Genomic DNA, 19,857 nt, shown 5'->3' with positions numbered 1-19,857 from the left:
TTACGTGGAAAGGGGCTGTGTCTGCCACAGCCCTGTTTCGTTTCGCTATCGCTTACAGACCGGCCTTGAGACTGGCGACAATAAACTTGTCCAGGTCACCATCCAGCACCGACTGGGTATTACGAGTCTCTACGCCGGTACGCAGATCCTTGATCCGCGCGTCATCCAGTACGTAGGAGCGAATCTGGCTGCCCCAACCGATGTCGGCCTTGGAGTCTTCCAGCTCCTGTGCGGCTTCGCGACGCTTCTGCATCTCCAGCTCGTACAGTTTCGCCTTCAGCTGCTTCATGGCGAAATCACGGTTCTGGTGCTGTGAGCGCTGGCTCTGACACGCCACTACCGTGTTGGTAGGAACGTGGGTGATACGCACCGCGGACTCAGTTCGGTTAACGTGCTGACCACCGGCACCGGAGGCACGGTAGACGTCAACACGCAGGTCAGCCGGATTGATTTCGATGTTGACGTTGTCATCGATTTCAGGCGACACGAAAACGGAAGAGAACGAGGTATGACGACGATTGCCGGAGTCAAACGGTGATTTACGCACCAGACGGTGAACACCGGTTTCGGTACGCAGCCAGCCATAGGCATACTCGCCTTCGAAGCGGATGGTGGCACTCTTAATACCCGCCACTTCGCCATCAGACACTTCGATAATTTCGGTCTTGAAGCCCTTGGCTTCACCCCAGCGCAGGTACATACGCAGCAGCATGCTGGCCCAGTCCTGTGCTTCGGTACCGCCGGAGCCTGCCTGAATATCCAGGAAAGCGTGGTTGGGATCGGCCTCACCGGAGAACATACGGCGGAACTCAAGCTTCTCAAGCTCGGTCGCCAGGCTGTCGAGTTCGGTTTCGACATCGGCCACTGCGTCTTCATCTTCCTCGGCAGCTGCCATTTCCAGCAGTTCGCGGGCGTCCTGCAGACCCTGCTCCATACTCTCCAGCGTCGTCACGATCTGGTCCAGAGCCACTCGCTCCTTACCCAAGTTCTGCGCCACTTCCGGATTGTTCCAGATAGTGGGGTCTTCAAGTTCGCGGGTTACTTCGACCAAGCGTTCTTTCTTGGTATCGAAGTCAAAGATACCCCCTCAGCGCATCAGAGCGCTCCTGAAGGTCTTTAATGCGTAAAACAATCGGGTTGATTTCCATCAGCGTGGCCTTGTCTGTTCAGCTGTGACGGTATGATCAGATGAGTGATCGAACAAACCGGGCATTTTAGCCGAAGATGGCCCATGGATAAATGACTGAGCAGAAACTGCTTGGCGTCAGGACGGCGGGATACAGGGGAGAAAGAAGCAGCCAATCGCTGCTTCTGATTAACGTACTTATCAGACGAGCAAAGTGTGCGGCGACATATACCTACACTTTTTCAAAGGTTCCACAGCTGTACAGCTGCTGATCAGCCATCAGCAAATGGCCCCTGGCCATCACGGTATGGATGTGCAGGTTGTCATCCAGCAGCAGCAAATCAGCATCAGCGCCGACCGCAATACGCCCCTTGCGCTGCAAGCCCAGCAGCCGTGCCGGGTTGAAAGAAGCCACCTGAATGGCATCAGCGAAGGGCACACCCGCCCTGATCGCATCCAGCACAGCCACCCACAGACTACCCAGCTGCCCCACATCCAGCCCGATCAGATTGGCCTGCTCATCAAAGACCGGCAGGCTGGCCTGACCATCCGAGCTGAAGCTGATCTGCGACAAGGGCACCCCCGCTTCCAGCAGGCGCGACAGCCCCTGTCCACAAGGCACTTCTCCCCATTTAAGGAACTGCTCGGAGGTGCTGGTTGTCAGGTCAATGAAGCCCCCCTCACTGGCAAAGGCGACGCCTTGCTCAAACAGCGAGCGGTTACGGTTGATATGAGTCACCTGCAGCTGCCGCTTGGGAATATCAGTGCTGGCAAACAGCTGCTCGATCAGCGCCAGTTGCTCAGGGGCATCACCCATATGTACCAGCACCGTACCTGCTTTACCCGCCAGCATGCCACCGACACGCGCCGCCGCGACGACTTTCTTGAACTCGTTCAGGGTCGGCTGCGATGAGCGGTGATCCGCCAGTGCTACCTCACCCACTCCCAGCATGACATCCACCAGCATCAGGTCACGCTCGACGCTGCCCGTCAGGGTGGTCACCGGTATCTGATAAGAACCAGTGTGACAGTAAGCACTGATGCCCTCATGATTGAGTGCCCGAGCCTTGGCGACCAGATCTTCCAGTGAACGGCTCACGGCATCGGTTCCTAATGCACCGATGACAGTGGTCACCCCTGCCCTGATGGCCTGGGACAACTGCAGTTCAGGCGTTCGGGTATGAGGGCCGCCCTCGCCACCACCGCCGGTGATATGCACCAGAGAGTCCACCAAGCCAGGCACCAGACGGCGTCCGCCGGCATCCACCTCCAGCAGAGGGGTCGATACCTGCAGACTGATCCTGTCATCTACCGCGGCAATACGGCCATCACAAATCAGTACATCGCGGACACCCAACGGCGCCGGAGCATAGATATCAGCGTTACGGATCAGCGTCAGCATGGGGATTCTCCTGTCAGGCCGTACGTGGACGCAGGTGTGCGTGCCAGCGATTTTCCAGCGCCTTGACCGCCGCAACAATAGCGAACGTAACACACAGGTAGATCAGCCCCGACGTCAGGAAGGCCTCAAACGGGCTGTAATAACGGGAGTTCACCAAACGTGCAACACCGGTCAAATCGTTGAGGGTAATGATGCCAGCCACTGAACTACCATGCAGCATGAAAATAATTTCATTGCTGTAGGCGTGCAGTGCTCGCCGTGCAGCACTGGGCAGAATAATGCGGAACATGCGCTTGAACGGGCTCATGCCGTAGGCGACGGCCGCCTCCACTTCACCATGCGGTGTGGCTGCAATGGCGCCGCGAATAATTTCGGCACTGTAGGCTGCGGTATTGAGAGTGAAAGACAACAACGCGCAGAAGTACGCTTCCTTGAACAGATCCCAGGCCCAGGTGGTTTTCAACCACTCCCACTGCCCCAGACCGAAATAGATGATGAACAGTTGTACCAGCAGAGGCGTGCCGCGGAAGAAATAGATATACCCCCAGGCGAACCAGCTGACCGCCTTGATGCTCGACTGACGCATCAGGGCCAAAGGCAGTGCAATACAGAAACCGATCACCAGAGACAGTGCGACCAGCTGCAGGGTCAGCCCCAGCCCCTGCATATACAGCGGCCAGTTATCCGCAATAATTGAAAAATCCATACTCAGGCTCTCCGGTAGGCTTTGCCGTAATGACGCTCAGCCCAGTGCAACAACAGCACCGAGACGGTAGTAAACAGCAGGAAAATGGCAGCCACGACCATATAGAAAGTGAATGGCAGCTTGGTAGCTCCCGCCGCAAGGCCTGCCTTGCGCACCATATCATCAAGACCGATGACCGATACCAGTGCCGTCGTCTTGAGCAGTACCAGCCAGTTGTTGCCCAGTCCAGGCAAGGCATGACGCATCAACTGCGGCACCATAACCCGCCAGAAAATCTGTCCGGCTCGCATGCCGTAGGCCATCGCCGCTTCACGCTGACCTTTATCCACGGCCAGATAGGCACCGCGCAGGGTTTCAGCCATGTAGGCACCAAAAATAAACCCGATGGACAATACCCCGGCGATAAAGGGGTCGATATCAATGTAATCTTCATAACCCAGTGCCAGCGCAGCATTGTTGACCGCCACCTGACCGCCGAAAAAGATCAGCAGCATCAATACCAGATCAGGAATACCACGAATCACCGTGGTGTATACCGCAGCAACACTGCGTAAAAACCGCGAGGTGGACAGCTTGGCTAGCGCAGTGAGAGTGCCCAGCACCAACGCCACCACTAATGAACACAGACCCACTTCAATAGTGAGCGAGGCGCCCTCAAGGAGCATCGGCCCGTAGCCACGCAAATCTAACATGGAGATACCTTCGTCAAACGGGGCTCACCCGTTCGTTTGTCATCAGTCTGCCGGTCCGGTCAGGGCCCGGCAGCATCACCGGCAGACTCCGCAGAGCCTGCCGGCACTCCACTAACAGCGATTACTTGCCGTAGATGTCGAAGGAGAAGTATTTCTTCGCCACTTCGTCATATTTACCGTTGGCGCGGATATCAGCGATAGCCTTGTTGAACTTCTCAACCAGGTCGGTGTCCTGTTTGCGAATAGCAATACCGGCACCTTCCTCGCTCAACTGGATAGGTTCACCGATGAAGGCATAGTTGGCACCTTCAGGCTTTTTCAGGAAGCCGTCTTCGCCTGCCACCGCATCCAGCAACAGGGCATCGACACGACCGGCCTGCAGGTCAAGGTAAGCCTCGTCCTGTGTGCCGTAACGCACGATTTCTGCATCGGGATAATGCTCGGTTGCATACTTGTCGTGAATGGTTTCACGCTGCACGCCGATTTTCTTGCCTTTCAGGCCGTCGGCACTGATCACCAGGCTGCTGCCCTTGGGCGCGATGAACTCAGCCGGGCTGTTGTAGTACTTGTCAGAGAAGGCGACCTTCTTCTTGCGCTCTTCGGTGATGGACATGGAGGCGATGATGGCATCGTATTTACGTGCCAGCAGCGCAGGGATGATACCGTCCCAGTCCTGCTTGACGAATTCGCATTTGGCTTGCATCTGTTCGCACAGGGTCTTGGCGATATCGATGTCGAAACCGACCAGCTCACCTTCAGGAGTGACTGAACTGAACGGAGGGTAGGCACCCTCAACACCGATACGGATGTTGTTCCAATCCTTCGCCTGCACTTGAGCCATGCTCAGACCTGCAACCAGGGCTGTGACGGTCAGGAGTTTCTTCATCTGTACTGCTCCTAGATAGTTTTTCTGATCACCATCCGGCTATGGAATACCTGACGCCTACCGCCCGGCACCCACAACGGACAAACGGAGTTTGAGTATAGAAAGCGCTTGCAGAACACGCCTGTTCAAAAGCCTGCCGACGTCCACTGCATCTCGCTCACAGCATCAGGCTGTGGCTTGATCAGCGGAAGACAGGCATGCCATTAATACTGGGTAGACAGGAACTGCCGCACCCGCTCGGAACGCGGTTGGGTAAAGAATTCGCTGGGAGGTGCCAGCTCTTCGATCTGTCCCTGATGCAGGAACATCACTTGTGACGACACATCGCGGGCAAAGGACATTTCGTGGGTCACCACAATCATGGTGCGCCCTTCCTCGGCCAGCTCACGCATCACCTTGAGCACTTCGCCCACCAGCTCAGGATCCAGTGCAGAGGTCGGTTCATCAAACAGAATGACCTCAGGGTCCATCGCCAGAGCACGCGCAATGGCCGCACGCTGCTGCTGTCCACCCGACAGGTGTGCCGGGTAATAATCACGACGCTCGTACAGCCCGACACGCTGCAGCAGGGCATGAGCACGCTCGGTCGCCTCGGCGCGTGACTGGCCAAGGACGTGCACGGGTGCTTCGATGATATTCTGCAGCACGGTCATATGCCCCCACAGGTTGAACCCCTGGAACACCATCGACAGCTTGGAGCGAATACGCTCTACCTGTCGCATGTTTTTCGGGGTCCGCTCTCCACGGACATCGGGCCTGGTCATTTCAATCAGCTCACCCTTAACCCGTACGTCGCCATCATTGGGCATTTCCAGCAGGTTCAGACAACGCAGGAAGGTGCTTTTCCCTGAGCCGGAGGAGCCCAGAATGGAAATCACATCTCCTTTGTTAGCAGTCAGGGATACCTTGTCCAGTACCCGGTGATTACCGAAGGATTTGCTCAGGTCGGTGACTTCTAGGGTCGCTTGTGACATCGAAACTACCTTTTATATAAATCGCTTTATAAATATCGAGCTGTAGTGAGATCGTGATCCGTTAAGACTAGATCGTCTGTACAGGGCTGCAACCCGGAGTTAACTGACAGCCGGCAACCAGTCTGCAAGGGCAGTGCCAGTTGTGGCGACCAGTCGTCGTGCAATCTCCGTTGCATCTATTGAGGGCATGTGTGGGGTAGTCATTTTGCATCCCATTGTTTTTATTATTAGCGGGTCTCATTACTACCATAAGACGAGGGAAATGGACCCCGGTGGAGCCCATTTTCAACAGTTCAGGTCGCGATTATAAAAATTGCACAACCTCAAGCAGTCAATCCGATGAATTCGCTGCTTGCCAACATCACATACAACCTAACGAGGCTCCAGGTAATCCACCATTAACTGCAGACTGACCTCACCCCGAAACTCATTCACATCCAGTTTGTAAACTACATACGCGCGCTTGCAGGCACTCGGCCAGACGGACAGATCAGCATTAAAATGAATCGCGTCCAGTTGTGTCCGCCCCGACAGGGTGCGCAATTGTAGTTTAAGATGGCGCTCACCGACCACCCGTTGTTGCAGCAGCTCAAATTCACCGGCAAACAGTGGCTCAGGAAAATGCTGCCCCCAAGGCCCGGACTTACGCAAAAGCCAGGCATTGTCGAGGCTCAGCTCCTGTTCGTGCAACTCACCGTCCACTTCAATTACCGCCTGCAGATCCTCCTCGCTCATCATCGTGCGAACCTGCTGTTCAAAGGCCAGCTTGAAGTCATCAAAGGCGCCGTCACGCAGCGTCAGGCCTGCCGCCATGGCGTGCCCCCCAAACTTGGCGATCAGCTCGGGGTAGCGTACATCCACCGCCGCCAGCGCATCACGAATATGCAGTCCTGCAATAGACCGGGCCGACCCCTTGATCTCTCCCTGCTCTCCCTGTGCAAAGGCAATGACCGGACGGTGCACCCGTTCCTTGATGCGTGACGCAAGAATACCGATTACACCCTGATGCCAGTCAGGATGGTAAAGACAGAGCCCCCAGGGCAGCCCATCCTTATCCAGCTCCAGCCGATCCAGATGATGCAGCGCCTGATGCTGCATGTCCTGCTCGATTTCACGCCGCGCCAGATTCATTTCGTTGAGCTGGCTGGCATAAAAGTCAGCCAGAGGAACGGTATCCGTCAGCAGACACTCAATACCAACCGACATGTCATCCAGACGCCCGGCCGCATTCAGTCGTGGCGCCACGGCAAAACCCAGGTCTGCAGCGGTGATACGACTATGATCACGCCCGGCCACCCGCAGCAGCGCCAGAATACCGGGGCGCGCCTTGCCAGCCCGAATACGCTGCAGCCCCTGATGCACCAGAATGCGATTATTGGTATCCAGCGACACCACGTCAGCGACGGTCCCCAGAGCCACAATATCCAGATAGCACGCCAGATTAGGCTTGGCACGCTCAGCAAACCAGCCACGCTGCTCCAGCTCTCGGCGTAACGCCACCAGAACATAGAACATGACCCCCACGCCACATAACGCTTTGCTGGGGAAGCTACAGCCAGGCTGATTGGGGTTAACGATAGCGTGGGCTTGTGGTAATTCGTCACCGGCCAGGTGATGATCGGTTACCACCACCTGCCAGCCGCGCGCTTTGGCAGCTTCAACACCGGCGATACTGGCAATGCCGTTATCCACCGTAATCAGCAAGTCGATATCGGCAGGCAGGTCTGCCACCAGCTCCGGTGACAAGCCATAGCCATACTCAAAACGATTGGGCACCTGAAAACCGACCTGTGCGGCCCCCATATCTCTCAAACCCAGTACCCCCAGAGCCGTACTAGTCGCCCCATCACAGTCGAAGTCACCGACAATACAAATGGTTGAACCACGCTGGACATGATCGGCAATCAGCTGGGTTGCCTCAGCCATTCCTTTCAACTGTTCTGCAGCCAGCAAATGCTCCACATTACGAGCCAGCTGACTATCGTGCTGTATACCACGAGCCGCATAGATACGGGCCAGAAGGGGTGGAAGGGATTGCAGCGCAGCTGGCAGCTCTGTCGGAAGAGGGCGTGTACGGATCAGTTTTTGGGTTGCCATGTTTTTGCAATGCCACTGGCTGGAGAAATAGCACTACCAGCTCAGGGAGCTGGCAGCCAGGATGAGGTTCGCCCGGTCAGATGATACGCGAGCAAGCCAACCCACTCACGCAAGCCAACTGACAAGGTGAATAGGTTTTCGGAAAGATTGGTATTGATATGCGACTGCCCAGGCGGAAAACTGCGATAGTCCACCGGATAGGCGACTACATTCCAGCCTCGCTTACGAAAGACACCCACGGCCCGGGGCATATGGAAGGCCGACGTCACCAGCAGCCAGGGCCGCGGATCCTGATAGTGCCAAGGCTGCAGATTACTGGCATTTTCCCAGGTATTGCGTGCTTTGTGCTCAAACACGATATCGGCCTTGACCCCCGCATCGCGCAACCAGCGCTCAGCCACAATAGCGCCACTGATATGCTGTGCCAGTGGATTACCGCTGGCACCACTCACCAGAACTTTGGCTTGCGGATAACTCTGCAACAGCGGCAGCAATGCCATGTACCGCTCAGCGGCCCAGTTGAACTCTTCGGTACCGCGGGCTTTGGATAACTCCGCCTCTTCCCCGCCCCCCAGGACAATAATCCCGGCGATGTCTGTCGTCAGTGGCGCCCGCTGAAAACGATCCTCCAGAGGTTGCAGAAGATAGTCCCCCACGGGCCACACGCTCAACAGGGCAAAAAACAGGATGACGCCCGCCAGCAGATGCTGACCCAGGCGACGACCAGCACGGATCAACCACCAGGCAAAAAAAAGCAGCACCAGACACAGCTGCTCCGGTCTCATCAGGAACCAGAACAGCTTGGCAGCATAATACAGCAGTGATTCCATTCACATTCCAACAGCAGTCACAGGCAACTCCACCAAAGGCCTACTCACGACAGAGCCAGTCAGTACAGAACCGTCCTGGTGGAGGCCTGTGAACCGACTTGCGGCAGTATGTGATTGGGCTCTCAGATTTTCAGGGTCGCAGCCATGTATCCCTGCACCTGCTGCAAATCATTGGCCAGCACCTGGTAGCGCTCATTACGCTCGAACAGATCGGCCATGGCCTCAGGCAGAGCCGGAGTCTGCAGTTCCGCCTTGATAATGGCATCAGGGAATTTGACGGGATGTGCCGTGGCCAGTGTCACCATAGGTACATGGTTATCCCGGCGACAGGCGCGTGCAGCACGAACACCAATGGCCGTATGCGGATCAAGCAGGTAGCCCGTCTCGGCATGCACCTCGGCAATTGTCGCAACAGTGTCATCATCATTGACGCAGAAGCTGTCAAACAGCTCGCGTACGGACTCCCAGCGGGCAGGATCAAGACTGACCGATTCGTTGCGGAAGCGCTGCATTAGGTCATTGATAGCGGCGCCATCACGGCCATAGATATCAAACAGCATGCGCTCAAAGTTGCTGGATACCATGATGTCCATGGAAGGTGACAAGGTATGCACCAGACCCTGACGGCTCATGTCGTTACTGCTGATCGCACGATGAAGAATATCGTTGCGGTTAGTAGCGACCACCAGCTGCTGAATCGGCAGCCCCATCTGCTTGGCCAGATAACCGGCGAAGATATCGCCAAAGTTACCGGTCGGTACCGAGAACGACACTTCGCGATCCGGTGCTCCCAGCGCCAGACCTGCGGCAAAGTAATAAACGATCTGAGACATGATGCGTGCCCAGTTGATCGAGTTGACCGCACCGAGTCGAGCACCTTTGAGGAAGGCCTGATTGGCGAAGCTGTCCTTGACCATCTGCTGGCAGTCATCGAAATTGCCTTCCAGAGCGATGTTATGGACATTATCGGCCAGCACCGTCGTCATCTGTCGGCGCTGAACTTCGGATACGCGCTGGTAAGGATGCAGAATAAAAATATCCACATGCTCACAGTGACGGCAGCCTTCGATAGCGGCGGAACCGGTGTCCCCCGATGTTGCTCCCATGATCACCAGACGCTCACCGCGCTTGGCCAGCACGTGATCCATCAGACGACCCAACAGCTGCAGGGCAAAATCCTTGAACGCCAGTGTCGGGCCATGGAACAGCTCCAGCACCCACTCATTGCTGTCGAGCTGCTGTAACGGTGCGACGGCACGATGACGGAACACTTTGTAGGTGTCGTCAATCATAGTTTTCAGGTCAGCGTCAGCAATAGCGCCAGCGACGAAAGGCTGAATCACCTTGAAGGCCAGATCAGCGTAAGAAAGCCCACGCCAGCTGGTGATTTCTTCCTTGCTGAAGCTAGGCAGTTGCTCGGGTACATAGAGCCCACCATCACTGGCCAGACCGGCCAGCAACACTTCCTCAAAGCCCAGCACCGGCGCTTGGCCACGAGTACTGATATATTTCATTGCTGCTTCCTCAGGCCAGATCCAGATGTTCCACACGCATCCGGGTTACCTGCCCCTGTACGTCGTCCAGTTGTTCAATGGCCGCAATGGCCTGATTCATATTACCTTCACGCACCTGCTTGGTGAGGATGATCACCGGAGCATTGGCTGTGCCATGTTCTTTCTGCAGCAGGGCTTCAATGCTGATCCCGGCATCACTCAGGATGCGGGTAATCTGTGCCAGCACGCCGGGCTTTTCTTTAACCTGCATGCGCAGGTAGTAAGCGGTTTCGATCTCATCAACCTGCACAACAGGGAGGTCAGACAGATGATCTGGCTGGAACGCCAAGTGCGGAACACGGTTGTTCGGATCAGCAGTCAGGGTACGGGTGACATCAATAATGTCAGCCACTACCGCAGAGGCAGTTGGCTCAGCACCCGCACCGGCGCCGTAGTAAAGGGTAGGACCGACAGCATCGCCCTGCACCATGACAGCGTTTTTCACGCCATTAACCGCTGCCAGCAGACACTTGGTTGGAATAAGCGTCGGATGTACACGCAGTTCAACACCATTTACGGTACGACGGGCAATCCCCAAATGCTTGATGGTGTACCCCAGCGCTTCGGCATAGGTGACATCTTCAGGTGCAATCCGGCTGATCCCTTCAGTAAAGGTACGTTCAAACTGCAATGGGATACCAAAGGCCAGCGAACCCAGGATCGTCAGCTTGTGCGCAGCATCGATGCCTTCTACATCGAAGGTCGGATCCGCCTCAGCGTAACCCAGCGCCTGCGCTTCTTTCAGCACATCGGCAAAGTCACGCCCCTTCTCCCGCATTTCGGTAAGGATGAAGTTGCCAGTGCCATTGATGATACCTGCCACCCATTGGATGGTGTTGGCGGAAAGACCTTCGCGGATCGCTTTGATAATCGGAATACCGCCTGCCACAGAAGCCTCAAAAGCAACCATGACTTTGTTTTCACGGGCAGCAGCAAAAATCTCGTTACCATGCACAGCAATCAGGGCCTTGTTGGCAGTGACCACATGTTTGCCATTTCTGATGGCCGTCATGACCAGCTCATGGGCATTGTCATAGCCGCCGATCAGCTCAACAAGAATGTCAATGTCAGGGTCGTTGGCCACGTCCATAATATCCGTAGTCGTGCGAATGCCAGCCAGATCCAGTTCAGGACGAGGGCGACGAATACTGACCAGATCAATAACAATCTGGCGACCAGCACGACGGGAGATTTCTTCAGCGTTGCGTTTGAGGACGTTGAGAGTACCCGCACCAACGGTACCCAAGCCACACAGGCCAACTTTGACAGGTTTCAAATTTTTACCCCATTTCACAGGTTGCTCTGCACCACCTTCATATGTCCTTAAGGACGGTGGGTGGTTCAGTGTCGTCGCGCAAGAATGCGACGAGATTCAGACGGCGGAAAATTCTGCGGCAATCAGTCAGGACGACAGGCCAGATATTGAGCACAGAGGTCATCTTTCACCCCACACACTCTGGCTATATATCAACCTCAACCACAGGCTGCCTGATAAAGGACTGTACACATTAAGTGGCCGGATTGCTGCTGTCAACGCAGGAACGGCGGGCCTTTGATGCTTTTACCTGCGCATAAGCAAAACACCGTATCGATATGCGATACGGTGTCATGCAAGCACAAGAAAGCCTCAGATAGAGAAGGGGATAAATCACAACCCCATGGATTTTGCCAACTCGTCTGCAGGCATATAGCCGGGAATGACGCGACCATCTTCCATGACCAGCGTAGGTGTTCCCGTTACACCGATGCGCTGTCCTAAGCGATAGTCGTTGGCAACGGCATTATCACAATTCTTGCTTGCAGGAACGGCGCCTGTTTTCGCTTCGGTCAGTGCCTGCTGAGGATCATCTGAACACCATACTGACACCATCTTGTCGTAGGTGGGGCTATTAATACCGGTGCGAGGGAAGGCCAGATAATTCACTTCAATTCCCTTTGCATTCAGTGCACCAATTTCTTTATGCAGCATGCGGCAATAGCCACAGTCAACATCGGTAAATACAAAGAGCCTGGCTTTACGCTGCCCTTCTGCCGGGAAAACAATCGCAGCATCTTTGGGCACACTCGCCATCAGCTGTGCCCGCGCCTTATTCTGCTTGGCTTCGGTCAAATTGATGAAGCCCTTGTCACTGACTTCGAACAGATTACCAGCGACAAAATGCTTACCGTCCTTGCTGGCATAGAGCATATCGCCCGTGCCCAATGCCACTTCATACATCCCATCGATGGCAGCCGGAGTGATCTCGGTAATGGGCAGACCGGGATAGGCTTTATCCAGCTCCGCACGAATAACCTCTTCCGGCGTAGCGGCCAGCACAGAATGACTGCAGAGCAGAGCCGCCACTAGGGCAAGGCGCTTGAATATCATGACATCACCTCGGCTATTTCAAAATTCGCTCGCACATACCGATGAGACTGAAATGGCATGGCTAAGTTCCCTCTCCCTGCACAGCACCTCACGGCGGTGACGCAGGTCTGCGAAGTGGGCTACGCTACCCCAATTCATCTTTAACGGCAACGCACTACCGTTGTCAGCGTCATCCACGCGGATGATGCTCTGCATGGATCTGCTGCAAACGCACACGAGCCACGTGGGTATAGATCTGCGTCGTCGATAAATCACTGTGCCCCAACAACATCTGCACCACCCGCAAGTCTGCGCCGTGATTGAGCAGATGAGTGGCAAAAGCATGACGCAAGGTATGAGGAGAAATCTCGGTACTAATCCCGGCAGTCAGCGCATGACGCTTGATCGCGTGCCAGAAGGTCTGGCGTGTCATAGCGACACCCCGGTTAGACGGAAACAGCACCGGACTTTCCCCTTTCAACAATGCAGGACGTCCATCACGACAATAACGCTCCAGCCAGAACAGCGCCTCCTCCCCCAATGGCACCAGACGTTCCTTACTGCCCTTACCCCAGATTCGAACCAGCCCCTGACTCAAGCTAAGCTGACTCAATTCCAGCCCCACCAACTCACTGACACGCAGGCCTGATGCGTAAAGCACTTCAAGCATAGCGCGATCACGCAATCCCAGTGCCGTTTCAACATCCGGCGCCTGCAGCAGCGCTTCGACATCATCCTCGCTCAGGCTTTTTGGCAACGGGCGAACATGCTTGGGATGAGTGAGCAAGGCTGACGGATCTTCCTCCAGCCACTTTTCCCTTACCGCATACTGGTAAAAACCACGCAAACAGGACAGGTAGCGAGACACCGATGAGCTTTTCGCCTGTCTTTCAAACTGCCAGTACAGATAGTCCTGCAGGGTATCGGCATACGCGCCAAGCAGAGATAGCCCCCGCACCTCTGTCAACCAGTTCAGATAGGCAGTCAGATCACGACGATAGGCATCAAGACTGTGCTGACTCAGCCCCTTCTCCAACCACAAGGCATCCAGATAGTGGTCAATACGCTGTGCATCGATCATCGCGCCACAACACCTCTCCGACAGTCCGTAGGTAGTCATTGCCCAAAATGCAAAAAGGTGGCCTAGGCCACCTTTTTGAACGCTTCCGTGAACTGACAGCTTATTAGCCGTTGTTCTTGGCAACGATTTTTTCTTTGATACGTGCTGCTTTACCAGACAGGTCGCGCAGGTAGTACAGTTTAGCCTGACGAACGTCACCACGGCGCTTAACCGCGATGGATTCGATACTGGCACTGAAAGTCTGGAAAGTACGCTCTACGCCCACGCCGTGAGAAATCTTACGCAGGGTGAAAGCAGAGTTCAGACCACGGTTACGCTTACCGATTACAACGCCTTCAAAGGCCTGCAGACGGGCGCGATCACCTTCCACAACACGTACTTGTACAACCAGAGTGTCACCTGCGCCAAATGCAGGGACTTCTTTATTCATTTGTTCAGCTTCGATCTGCTGAATGATCAGGTTCTTGCTGCTCATCGCTCGCTCCTAATTTCTTGTCCGCATCGGCCTTATCTGCCTCGATACGGATAAATTCTGCCAAAAGCTTTTGCTGTTGTTTGGTCAGAGCCAGTCGTTCCAGTAATTCAGGTCTGCGCTGCCAGGTTCTACCCAGTTGCTGCTGCATTCTCCAGCGCTCAATCGCTGCATGATTGCCACTCAACAACACCGGCGGAACTGCCAGCCCTCTCATGTCTTCAGGGCGGGTATAGTGCGGACAATCAAGCAATCCTGCACTGAAGGAGTCCTGCTCAGCAGACCCTTCATGACCCAGCACCCCCGGAAGCATCCTCGCTACAGCATCGATCATCACCATGGCTGGCAGCTCACCGCCACTCAGCACAAAGTCACCTACCGACCACTCAGTATCAATCTCGGTTTGAATGACCCGCTCATCAATACCTTCGTAACGCCCGGCCACCAGAATCAGGGCGTCATGTCCAGCCAGCTCTCTTGCCCCCTGCTGATCCAGCTTGCGGCCTTGCGGCGACAGATAGATCACATGAGGCTTAACCTTGGAAGCCTGTTTAGCTGCATGAATTGCATCCGTTAACGGTTGCACCTTCATCAGCATGCCAGGCCCTCCCCCGTAGGGCCGGTCGTCTACAGTACGATGCCGGTCATGGGTAAAATCCCGTGGATTCCAGCACTGCAGACTAAGCTTGCCTTCTTTAACTGCCCGACCAGTGACGCCGTAGAGGCCTACAGCCCGGAACATCTCTGGAAACAGGGATACAACACCTATCCACACGTCATTGGCCTCAGAAACTGGGATCCCAGTCGACAACCAGACGCTGCTGCTCCAGGCTCACCTCCTTAACATGATGACCCAACAGATAGGGGATCAGACGTTCCTGATCATCAACACTACCTGCGCAGGGTCGGACCACAAGCACATCATTTGCGCCTGTTGCCATCAGATGATCAACCTCACCAAGGAGCACGCCCTCAGTGGTCGTCACCTGCAAACCTTCCAACTGATGCCAGTAATACTCACCTTCCTCAAGAGAAGGTAACTGGCCTTGATCAATGTTGATGTCAGCCTCGCAATACTGCCGGGCCAACTCACGATCATCACAACCTTTAATATGGGCTACCAAGCCCTGGCCATGAATACGCCATTGATCAATAACGATTTCTCGCCACTGACCGTTAAGCTGTAACTTCCAGGGAGTGTAGGCAAAGATGTTCTCCATCGGATCAGTAAAGGAATAGACCTTTACCCAGCCTTTTATGCCGTACACCGAGGTAATGCGCCCCATGACGAGCAGGTTTTCTTTGCTTTGCATCAGGCGATCCGGAAATCTCAGCTTATTACCCTATCAGTTACGCCGCAGCCTGGGCTTTGGCAGCTTCTTTGATCAGTTGGGCAACACGATCAGTAGGTTGTGCGCCTTTCTCGGTCCAGTAGGCAACGCGAGCCATGTCCAGGTTCAGACGCTGCTCACCACCACGGGCGATGGGGTTGAAGAAACCTACACGCTCAATAAAGCGACCGTCGCGTGCATTACGCTGGTCAGCAATAGTGATGTGGTAGAAAGGACGCTTTTTGGAGCCGCCACGAGCCAAACGGATAGTTACCATGTGCGATCGATCCTCTATTGAGTGTTGGATGGGTTTTGATATCGCCCACCGTTTTAGGAACCGGCAGCCCTCTCAGGGAAGTCTGCCGAGTCATAAGGCGCAGTATTCTACTTGCAGTGCCGAACTCAGGCAAAGGTTTTGTTTACTTTTTCAGCAGAGACACAACCACTTGCCAGCACCTGCAATGACGCAAAAAACCAGTTAACAGAAAAATCAAAGACGCGGCATGCCACCGCCCATTCCTGGTGGCAACATATTCTTCATGCCACGCATCATCTTCGCCAGACCACCTTTGCCGGAGATCTGCTTCATCATTTTTTGCATCTGCTTGTGCTGTTTCAGCAGTCTGTTGACGTCCTGTACCTGAGTGCCGGAACCCACGGCAATACGACGCTTGCGTGGACCGTTAATCAGATCAGGATTACGTCGCTCTTTGGGAGTCATGGAATTGATGATCGCTTCCATCTGCTTCATGTTCTTTTCGGCTGCGCCCATATCAGCATTCTGGGTCAGCTGCCCCATTCCCGGCAGTTTGGTCATCAGACCAGCCATGCCTCCCATGTTGCTCATCTGTTGCAGCTGATCACGGAAATCTTCCAGATCGAAACCTTTGCCTTTCTTCAGTTTGGACGCCAGCTTCTCAGCCTTGCTGCGGTCCATCTTCTGCTCAGCTTCTTCGATCAGCGACAGCACATCGCCCATACCAAGAATACGGGAAGCAACACGATCAGGATGGAAAGGTGACAGGGCTTCGGTTTTCTCACCAACCCCCAGAAACTTGATGGGCTTACCTGTAATGTAACGAACAGACAAGGCAGCACCGCCACGAGCATCGCCGTCGGTTTTGGTCAGAATGACCCCCGTCAATGGCAACACATCATTGAATGCCTTGGCAGTATTGGCAGCATCCTGACCCGTCATGGCATCTACCACAAACAGGGTCTCAATGGGCTTGACGGCAGCGTGAAGCTGCTTCACCTCCTCCATCATGGCTTCATCAACATGCAGACGGCCGGCAGTATCCAGCAATACCACGTCGTAGTGCTGAATTTTGGCGTGCTGAATAGCCGCCTGAGCGATGTCGAGCGGCTTTTGATTACTTTGACTGGGGAAGAAATTGACCCCGACTTCATTCGCCAGGGTTTCCAGCTGTTTGATAGCCGCAGGACGATAAACGTCCACCGAGACTACCATGACTGACTTCTTGTGCCGCTCTTTTAAGAAACGAGCCAGCTTACCGACAGAAGTGGTTTTACCCGCGCCTTGCAGACCCGCCATCATCACCACCGCGGGTGGCTGAGCCGACAGGTTGAGCGCCTCGTTAGCATCACCCATGATGCTGACCAGCTCCTGCTGGACGATTTTGATAAATACCTGCCCGGGGCTGAGGCTGCGCGTCACTTCCTGACCAATGGCACGTTCCTTGACCTTACCTATAAACTCCTTGACCACGGGCAGGGCAACATCCGCCTCAAGCAGGGCCATGCGCACATCACGCAACGCGTCTTTGACATTGTCCTCGGTAAGCTTGGCCTGGCCGGTAATATGCTTTAAGGTCTGGGATAAACGTTCCGTTAGATTGTCAAACATGATGTGCCCTTAATTGACGCCCGCCGATGATCACTGCCAGACGTACCTGTAAAAATCAAATTTCGGCTATTATATCCGACGCCTTGCCCAGGCACGAATGCCACTTTCAATAACATACGGATTTAACCCAATACCGTGCGGCCAGCCAATGCCAAGCGGGACAATGGATAGCTGATCAATGATTCTCTTCAGTGCCTATGCTCTTGCCGTTTTGGCCTACCTGATTGGAGGTGCGCTACAGGGCCGCGCCTTGATGAACAAGCCCGTCTGCAGTCGTAACCTGATTCTGATGCTCGGCCTGGCTGGTGCTATTGCACAGGCATTTTCACTTTCCCACACCCTGATCACCGACAATGGCCTGCGTTTTGATTTCTTTATTACGGCATCCCTGATCGCCTGCATCATTGTTCTGTTAGCCCTGGCCAGCATCCTTACCCGCCCGCTGGAAAACCTGCTGGTAGTGATCTATCCGATGGCTGCATTGACCGTCATTCTCAGCGCCCTGGTACCTGCGGAAGGGCAGTCTCATGAATATGACCCCGGCCTCGATCTGCATATTGCCTCCTCCATGATTGCCTATGCTTTCTTTACTCTGGCCTTGGTACAGGCACTGCTGCTGTCACGACAGAACTGGCAGCTCAAGCATCACAAGCCAAGCGCGCTGACCAAGGCTCTCCCGCCACTGATGACCATGGAAAAACTGTTATTCGAGTTAATCTGGGTGGGGCTGATTTTCCTGACCATAGGCTTGGGCAGCGGCTTCTTCTTTGTGGAGAATCTGTTTGTACAGCACCTGATCCACAAAACTATTCTGTCGATACTGGCCTGGTTTATCTTCGCCACGCTGCTGGTTGGCCACTATCGCTTTGGCTGGCGCAGCCGTACCGCAGTGCGCTGGACCATCGGTGGCTTTGTAGTACTTATGCTGAGTTTTTTTGGTACCAAACTGGTACTGGAATATATTCTTCACCGTGCCTGATGAGCAAAACACGCTATCAGCGACTAAACACAATAGGTCGGTAGCACTGATGCTTGACACTGCCCCGGCCGAGCGAATACAACTCTGTTTCCGATTCGCGTTACGAGGTTAACCCTGTCTTGAACGACATACCTATAGTGGCCTTAGTCATTATTCTGGTCATTCTTATTTTTCTTTCTGCGTTTTTCTCCAGCTCCGAGACAGGGATGATGTCCCTGAACCGTTATCGCCTCCGCCACCTCGTAAAAAGCAAACACAGAGGCGCCACACGAGCATCCAAGTTACTCGAACGCCCCGAGCGCCTTATTGGCGTCATCCTGATTGGTAACAACTTCGTAAATACTCTGCTGGCCTCGCTATCAGCCGTCATTGCGACACAGATCTGGGGTGATGCGGGTATCGCCATAGCCACCACTATACTGACCATTGTTATCATTATTTTTGGCGAAGTGACCCCCAAGACTTATGCGGCGCTGCACCCAGAACGTATTGCCTTTCCTGCTGCTGTAATCCTTACCCCCTTACTGACGTTACTGTCGCCTTTTGTATGGGCAGTCAATCAGATTACCAGCGGTATTATGCGTCTGTTCAGACTGCAGGCGAACACTGGCTCAGGTCACCACCTGAGCACAGAAGAACTGCGCACCATCGTGCACGAGGCGGGCGCACTGATGCCTCGTCGTAATCAGAACATGCTGCTCAGCATTCTTGACCTTGAACGAGTGTCAGTGAATGACATCATGATTCCGGCAAACGAGATTGAAGGCATAGACCTGGATGACGACCTTGAGGCCATCCTTGAGCAAATCGCCCGAAGCCGCTACACACGTCTCCCGCTTTACCAGGGTGAGATTAACAATGTAGTAGGCGTGTTACACATGCGCAGTGTAGCCAAGCTGATTAAATCGGACGAACCGGTTACCAAAGAACTGATTACCGAGCAGGCTTTTGAGCCCTACTTCATACCTGAAAACACCCCGCTGCACACACAGCTGCTTAACTTCCAGAAAGAAAACAAGCGGCTGGGTCTGGTGGTGGATGAATACGGCGATATTATTGGCGCCATCACACTGGAAGACATTCTGGAAGAGATCGTTGGCGAACTATCAACCAAAGAGGATGTAGAGGATCAGGATATTGTCCATCAGGATGATGGCAGCATCATCATTGACGGCACATCCAACATCCGTGATATCAACAAGGCACTGCATTGGGAGCTACCCACCGAAGGCCCAAAAACGATCAATGGCCTGATCGTCGAAACGCTGGAGGCCATTCCGCAGGCCAATACCTGCGTGCAAATTGGTGATTACCGCTTTGAGACGCTGCAAATCAAGGACAACCTTATAAAATCTGTACGCGCCTACAGCATCGAAGAGTAAGACAGCACTCCAAGCACATAACAAGGGAGCCAATGGTTCCCTTGTTACTTTCTGCACCACAGAGCAGCAATGCTGCAGGCCATCCAGGTCGACTGTTCACGATGCAATCCAACTCCAGCACTCCAGCACTCC

The 19,857-nt window shown here is 54.4% G+C and carries 19 protein-coding genes; 2 read left to right on the top strand and 17 right to left on the bottom strand.

From position 1 onward, the window contains the following. Positions 1-52: 52 nt before the first annotated feature. The 17 genes from prfB to ffh all read right to left on the bottom strand — a co-directional run bounded on the left by prfB (position 53) and on the right by ffh (position 17,364). Positions 53-1,148, bottom strand: a protein-coding gene (gene prfB, locus WH50_RS22550) for a peptide chain release factor 2 (protein WP_110189462.1) whose coding sequence is annotated in 2 segments (ribosomal slippage) — positions 53-1,075 and positions 1,077-1,148 — 1,095 coding nt in all. Because the reading frame shifts where the segments join, the coding sequence is not laid out codon by codon here. Between the two features lie 210 nt (positions 1,149-1,358). Next, positions 1,359-2,528 (bottom strand): beta-aspartyl-peptidase, encoded by a 1,170-nt coding sequence (iadA, locus tag WH50_RS22545; protein WP_110189461.1) that lies wholly within the window; start codon positions 2,526-2,528, stop codon positions 1,359-1,361. 13 nt (positions 2,529-2,541) lie between these two features. Then, positions 2,542-3,234 carry an ABC transporter permease gene (locus tag WH50_RS22540; RefSeq protein WP_104155442.1) on the bottom strand — a complete coding sequence of 231 codons (693 nt, stop codon included), beginning with the start codon at positions 3,232-3,234 and terminating at the stop codon, positions 2,542-2,544. 2 nt (positions 3,235-3,236) lie between these two features. Next, positions 3,237-3,926 (bottom strand): ABC transporter permease, encoded by a 690-nt coding sequence (locus tag WH50_RS22535; protein WP_104155441.1) that lies wholly within the window; start codon positions 3,924-3,926, stop codon positions 3,237-3,239. A 121-nt stretch (positions 3,927-4,047) separates the two neighbouring features. Beyond that, positions 4,048-4,812, bottom strand: a complete 765-nt coding sequence (locus WH50_RS22530; protein ID WP_104155440.1) for an ABC transporter substrate-binding protein — start codon at positions 4,810-4,812, stop codon at positions 4,048-4,050. A gap of 203 nt (positions 4,813-5,015) precedes the next feature. After that, positions 5,016-5,786 carry an ABC transporter ATP-binding protein gene (locus WH50_RS22525; protein ID WP_104155439.1) on the bottom strand — a complete coding sequence of 257 codons (771 nt, stop codon included), beginning with the start codon at positions 5,784-5,786 and terminating at the stop codon, positions 5,016-5,018. Positions 5,787-6,158: 372 nt separating this feature from the next. After that, positions 6,159-7,883, bottom strand: a complete 1,725-nt coding sequence (recJ, locus tag WH50_RS22520) for a single-stranded-DNA-specific exonuclease RecJ (RefSeq protein WP_110189460.1) — start codon at positions 7,881-7,883, stop codon at positions 6,159-6,161. A 41-nt stretch (positions 7,884-7,924) separates the two neighbouring features. Beyond that, positions 7,925-8,713, bottom strand: coding sequence for a YdcF family protein (locus tag WH50_RS22515; RefSeq protein ID WP_110189459.1), 789 nt, complete (start codon positions 8,711-8,713; stop codon positions 7,925-7,927). 122 nt (positions 8,714-8,835) lie between these two features. Then, complete coding sequence (gene thrC / locus WH50_RS22510) at positions 8,836-10,227, bottom strand: threonine synthase (protein ID WP_110189458.1); 1,392 nt, start codon at positions 10,225-10,227, stop codon at positions 8,836-8,838. Positions 10,228-10,237: 10 nt separating this feature from the next. Beyond that, positions 10,238-11,542, bottom strand: a complete 1,305-nt coding sequence (locus WH50_RS22505; protein WP_110189468.1) for a homoserine dehydrogenase — start codon at positions 11,540-11,542, stop codon at positions 10,238-10,240. A gap of 372 nt (positions 11,543-11,914) precedes the next feature. After that, positions 11,915-12,634 carry a DsbC family protein gene (locus WH50_RS22500; protein ID WP_110189457.1) on the bottom strand — a complete coding sequence of 240 codons (720 nt, stop codon included), beginning with the start codon at positions 12,632-12,634 and terminating at the stop codon, positions 11,915-11,917. Positions 12,635-12,803: 169 nt separating this feature from the next. Beyond that, positions 12,804-13,694, bottom strand: coding sequence for a site-specific tyrosine recombinase XerD (gene xerD / locus WH50_RS22495; RefSeq protein ID WP_110189456.1), 891 nt, complete (start codon positions 13,692-13,694; stop codon positions 12,804-12,806). Between the two features lie 103 nt (positions 13,695-13,797). Beyond that, entirely contained in the window at positions 13,798-14,169 is a 372-nt protein-coding gene (gene rplS / locus WH50_RS22490) for a 50S ribosomal protein L19 (RefSeq protein WP_110189455.1), read from the bottom strand. Further along, positions 14,129-14,941: a tRNA (guanosine(37)-N1)-methyltransferase TrmD gene (gene trmD / locus WH50_RS22485; RefSeq protein ID WP_110189454.1), complete on the bottom strand. Its 813-nt coding sequence runs from the start codon at positions 14,939-14,941 to the stop codon at positions 14,129-14,131. The genes rplS and trmD overlap by 41 nt, the downstream gene beginning before the upstream one ends. 10 nt (positions 14,942-14,951) lie before the next feature. Continuing rightward, positions 14,952-15,479 carry a ribosome maturation factor RimM gene (rimM, locus tag WH50_RS22480; RefSeq protein WP_104155431.1) on the bottom strand — a complete coding sequence of 176 codons (528 nt, stop codon included), beginning with the start codon at positions 15,477-15,479 and terminating at the stop codon, positions 14,952-14,954. 37 nt (positions 15,480-15,516) lie between these two features. Beyond that, on the bottom strand, positions 15,517-15,774 hold the full coding sequence (gene rpsP / locus WH50_RS22475) for a 30S ribosomal protein S16 (protein ID WP_104155430.1): 258 nt from the start codon (positions 15,772-15,774) through the stop codon (positions 15,517-15,519). A 213-nt stretch (positions 15,775-15,987) separates the two neighbouring features. Next, positions 15,988-17,364: a signal recognition particle protein gene (gene ffh, locus WH50_RS22470; protein WP_110189453.1), complete on the bottom strand. Its 1,377-nt coding sequence runs from the start codon at positions 17,362-17,364 to the stop codon at positions 15,988-15,990. 178 nt (positions 17,365-17,542) lie between these two features. Between ffh and WH50_RS22465 the strand changes: the two genes are divergently transcribed. Next, positions 17,543-18,343 carry a cytochrome C assembly family protein gene (locus tag WH50_RS22465; protein ID WP_110189452.1) on the top strand — a complete coding sequence of 267 codons (801 nt, stop codon included), beginning with the start codon at positions 17,543-17,545 and terminating at the stop codon, positions 18,341-18,343. A 119-nt stretch (positions 18,344-18,462) separates the two neighbouring features. Then, a complete protein-coding gene (locus WH50_RS22460) occupies positions 18,463-19,725 on the top strand; it encodes an HlyC/CorC family transporter (RefSeq protein ID WP_110189451.1) in 1,263 nt (420 codons plus the stop codon). Positions 19,726-19,857: the final 132 nt, after the last annotated feature.

The organism is Pokkaliibacter plantistimulans (genome assembly GCF_003194385.1).
Classification (GTDB): domain Bacteria; phylum Pseudomonadota; class Gammaproteobacteria; order Pseudomonadales; family Balneatricaceae; genus Pokkaliibacter; species Pokkaliibacter plantistimulans.
The sequence above is the reverse complement of the archived record's forward strand: the minus strand, read 5'-3'. Positions and strand labels throughout refer to the sequence as shown.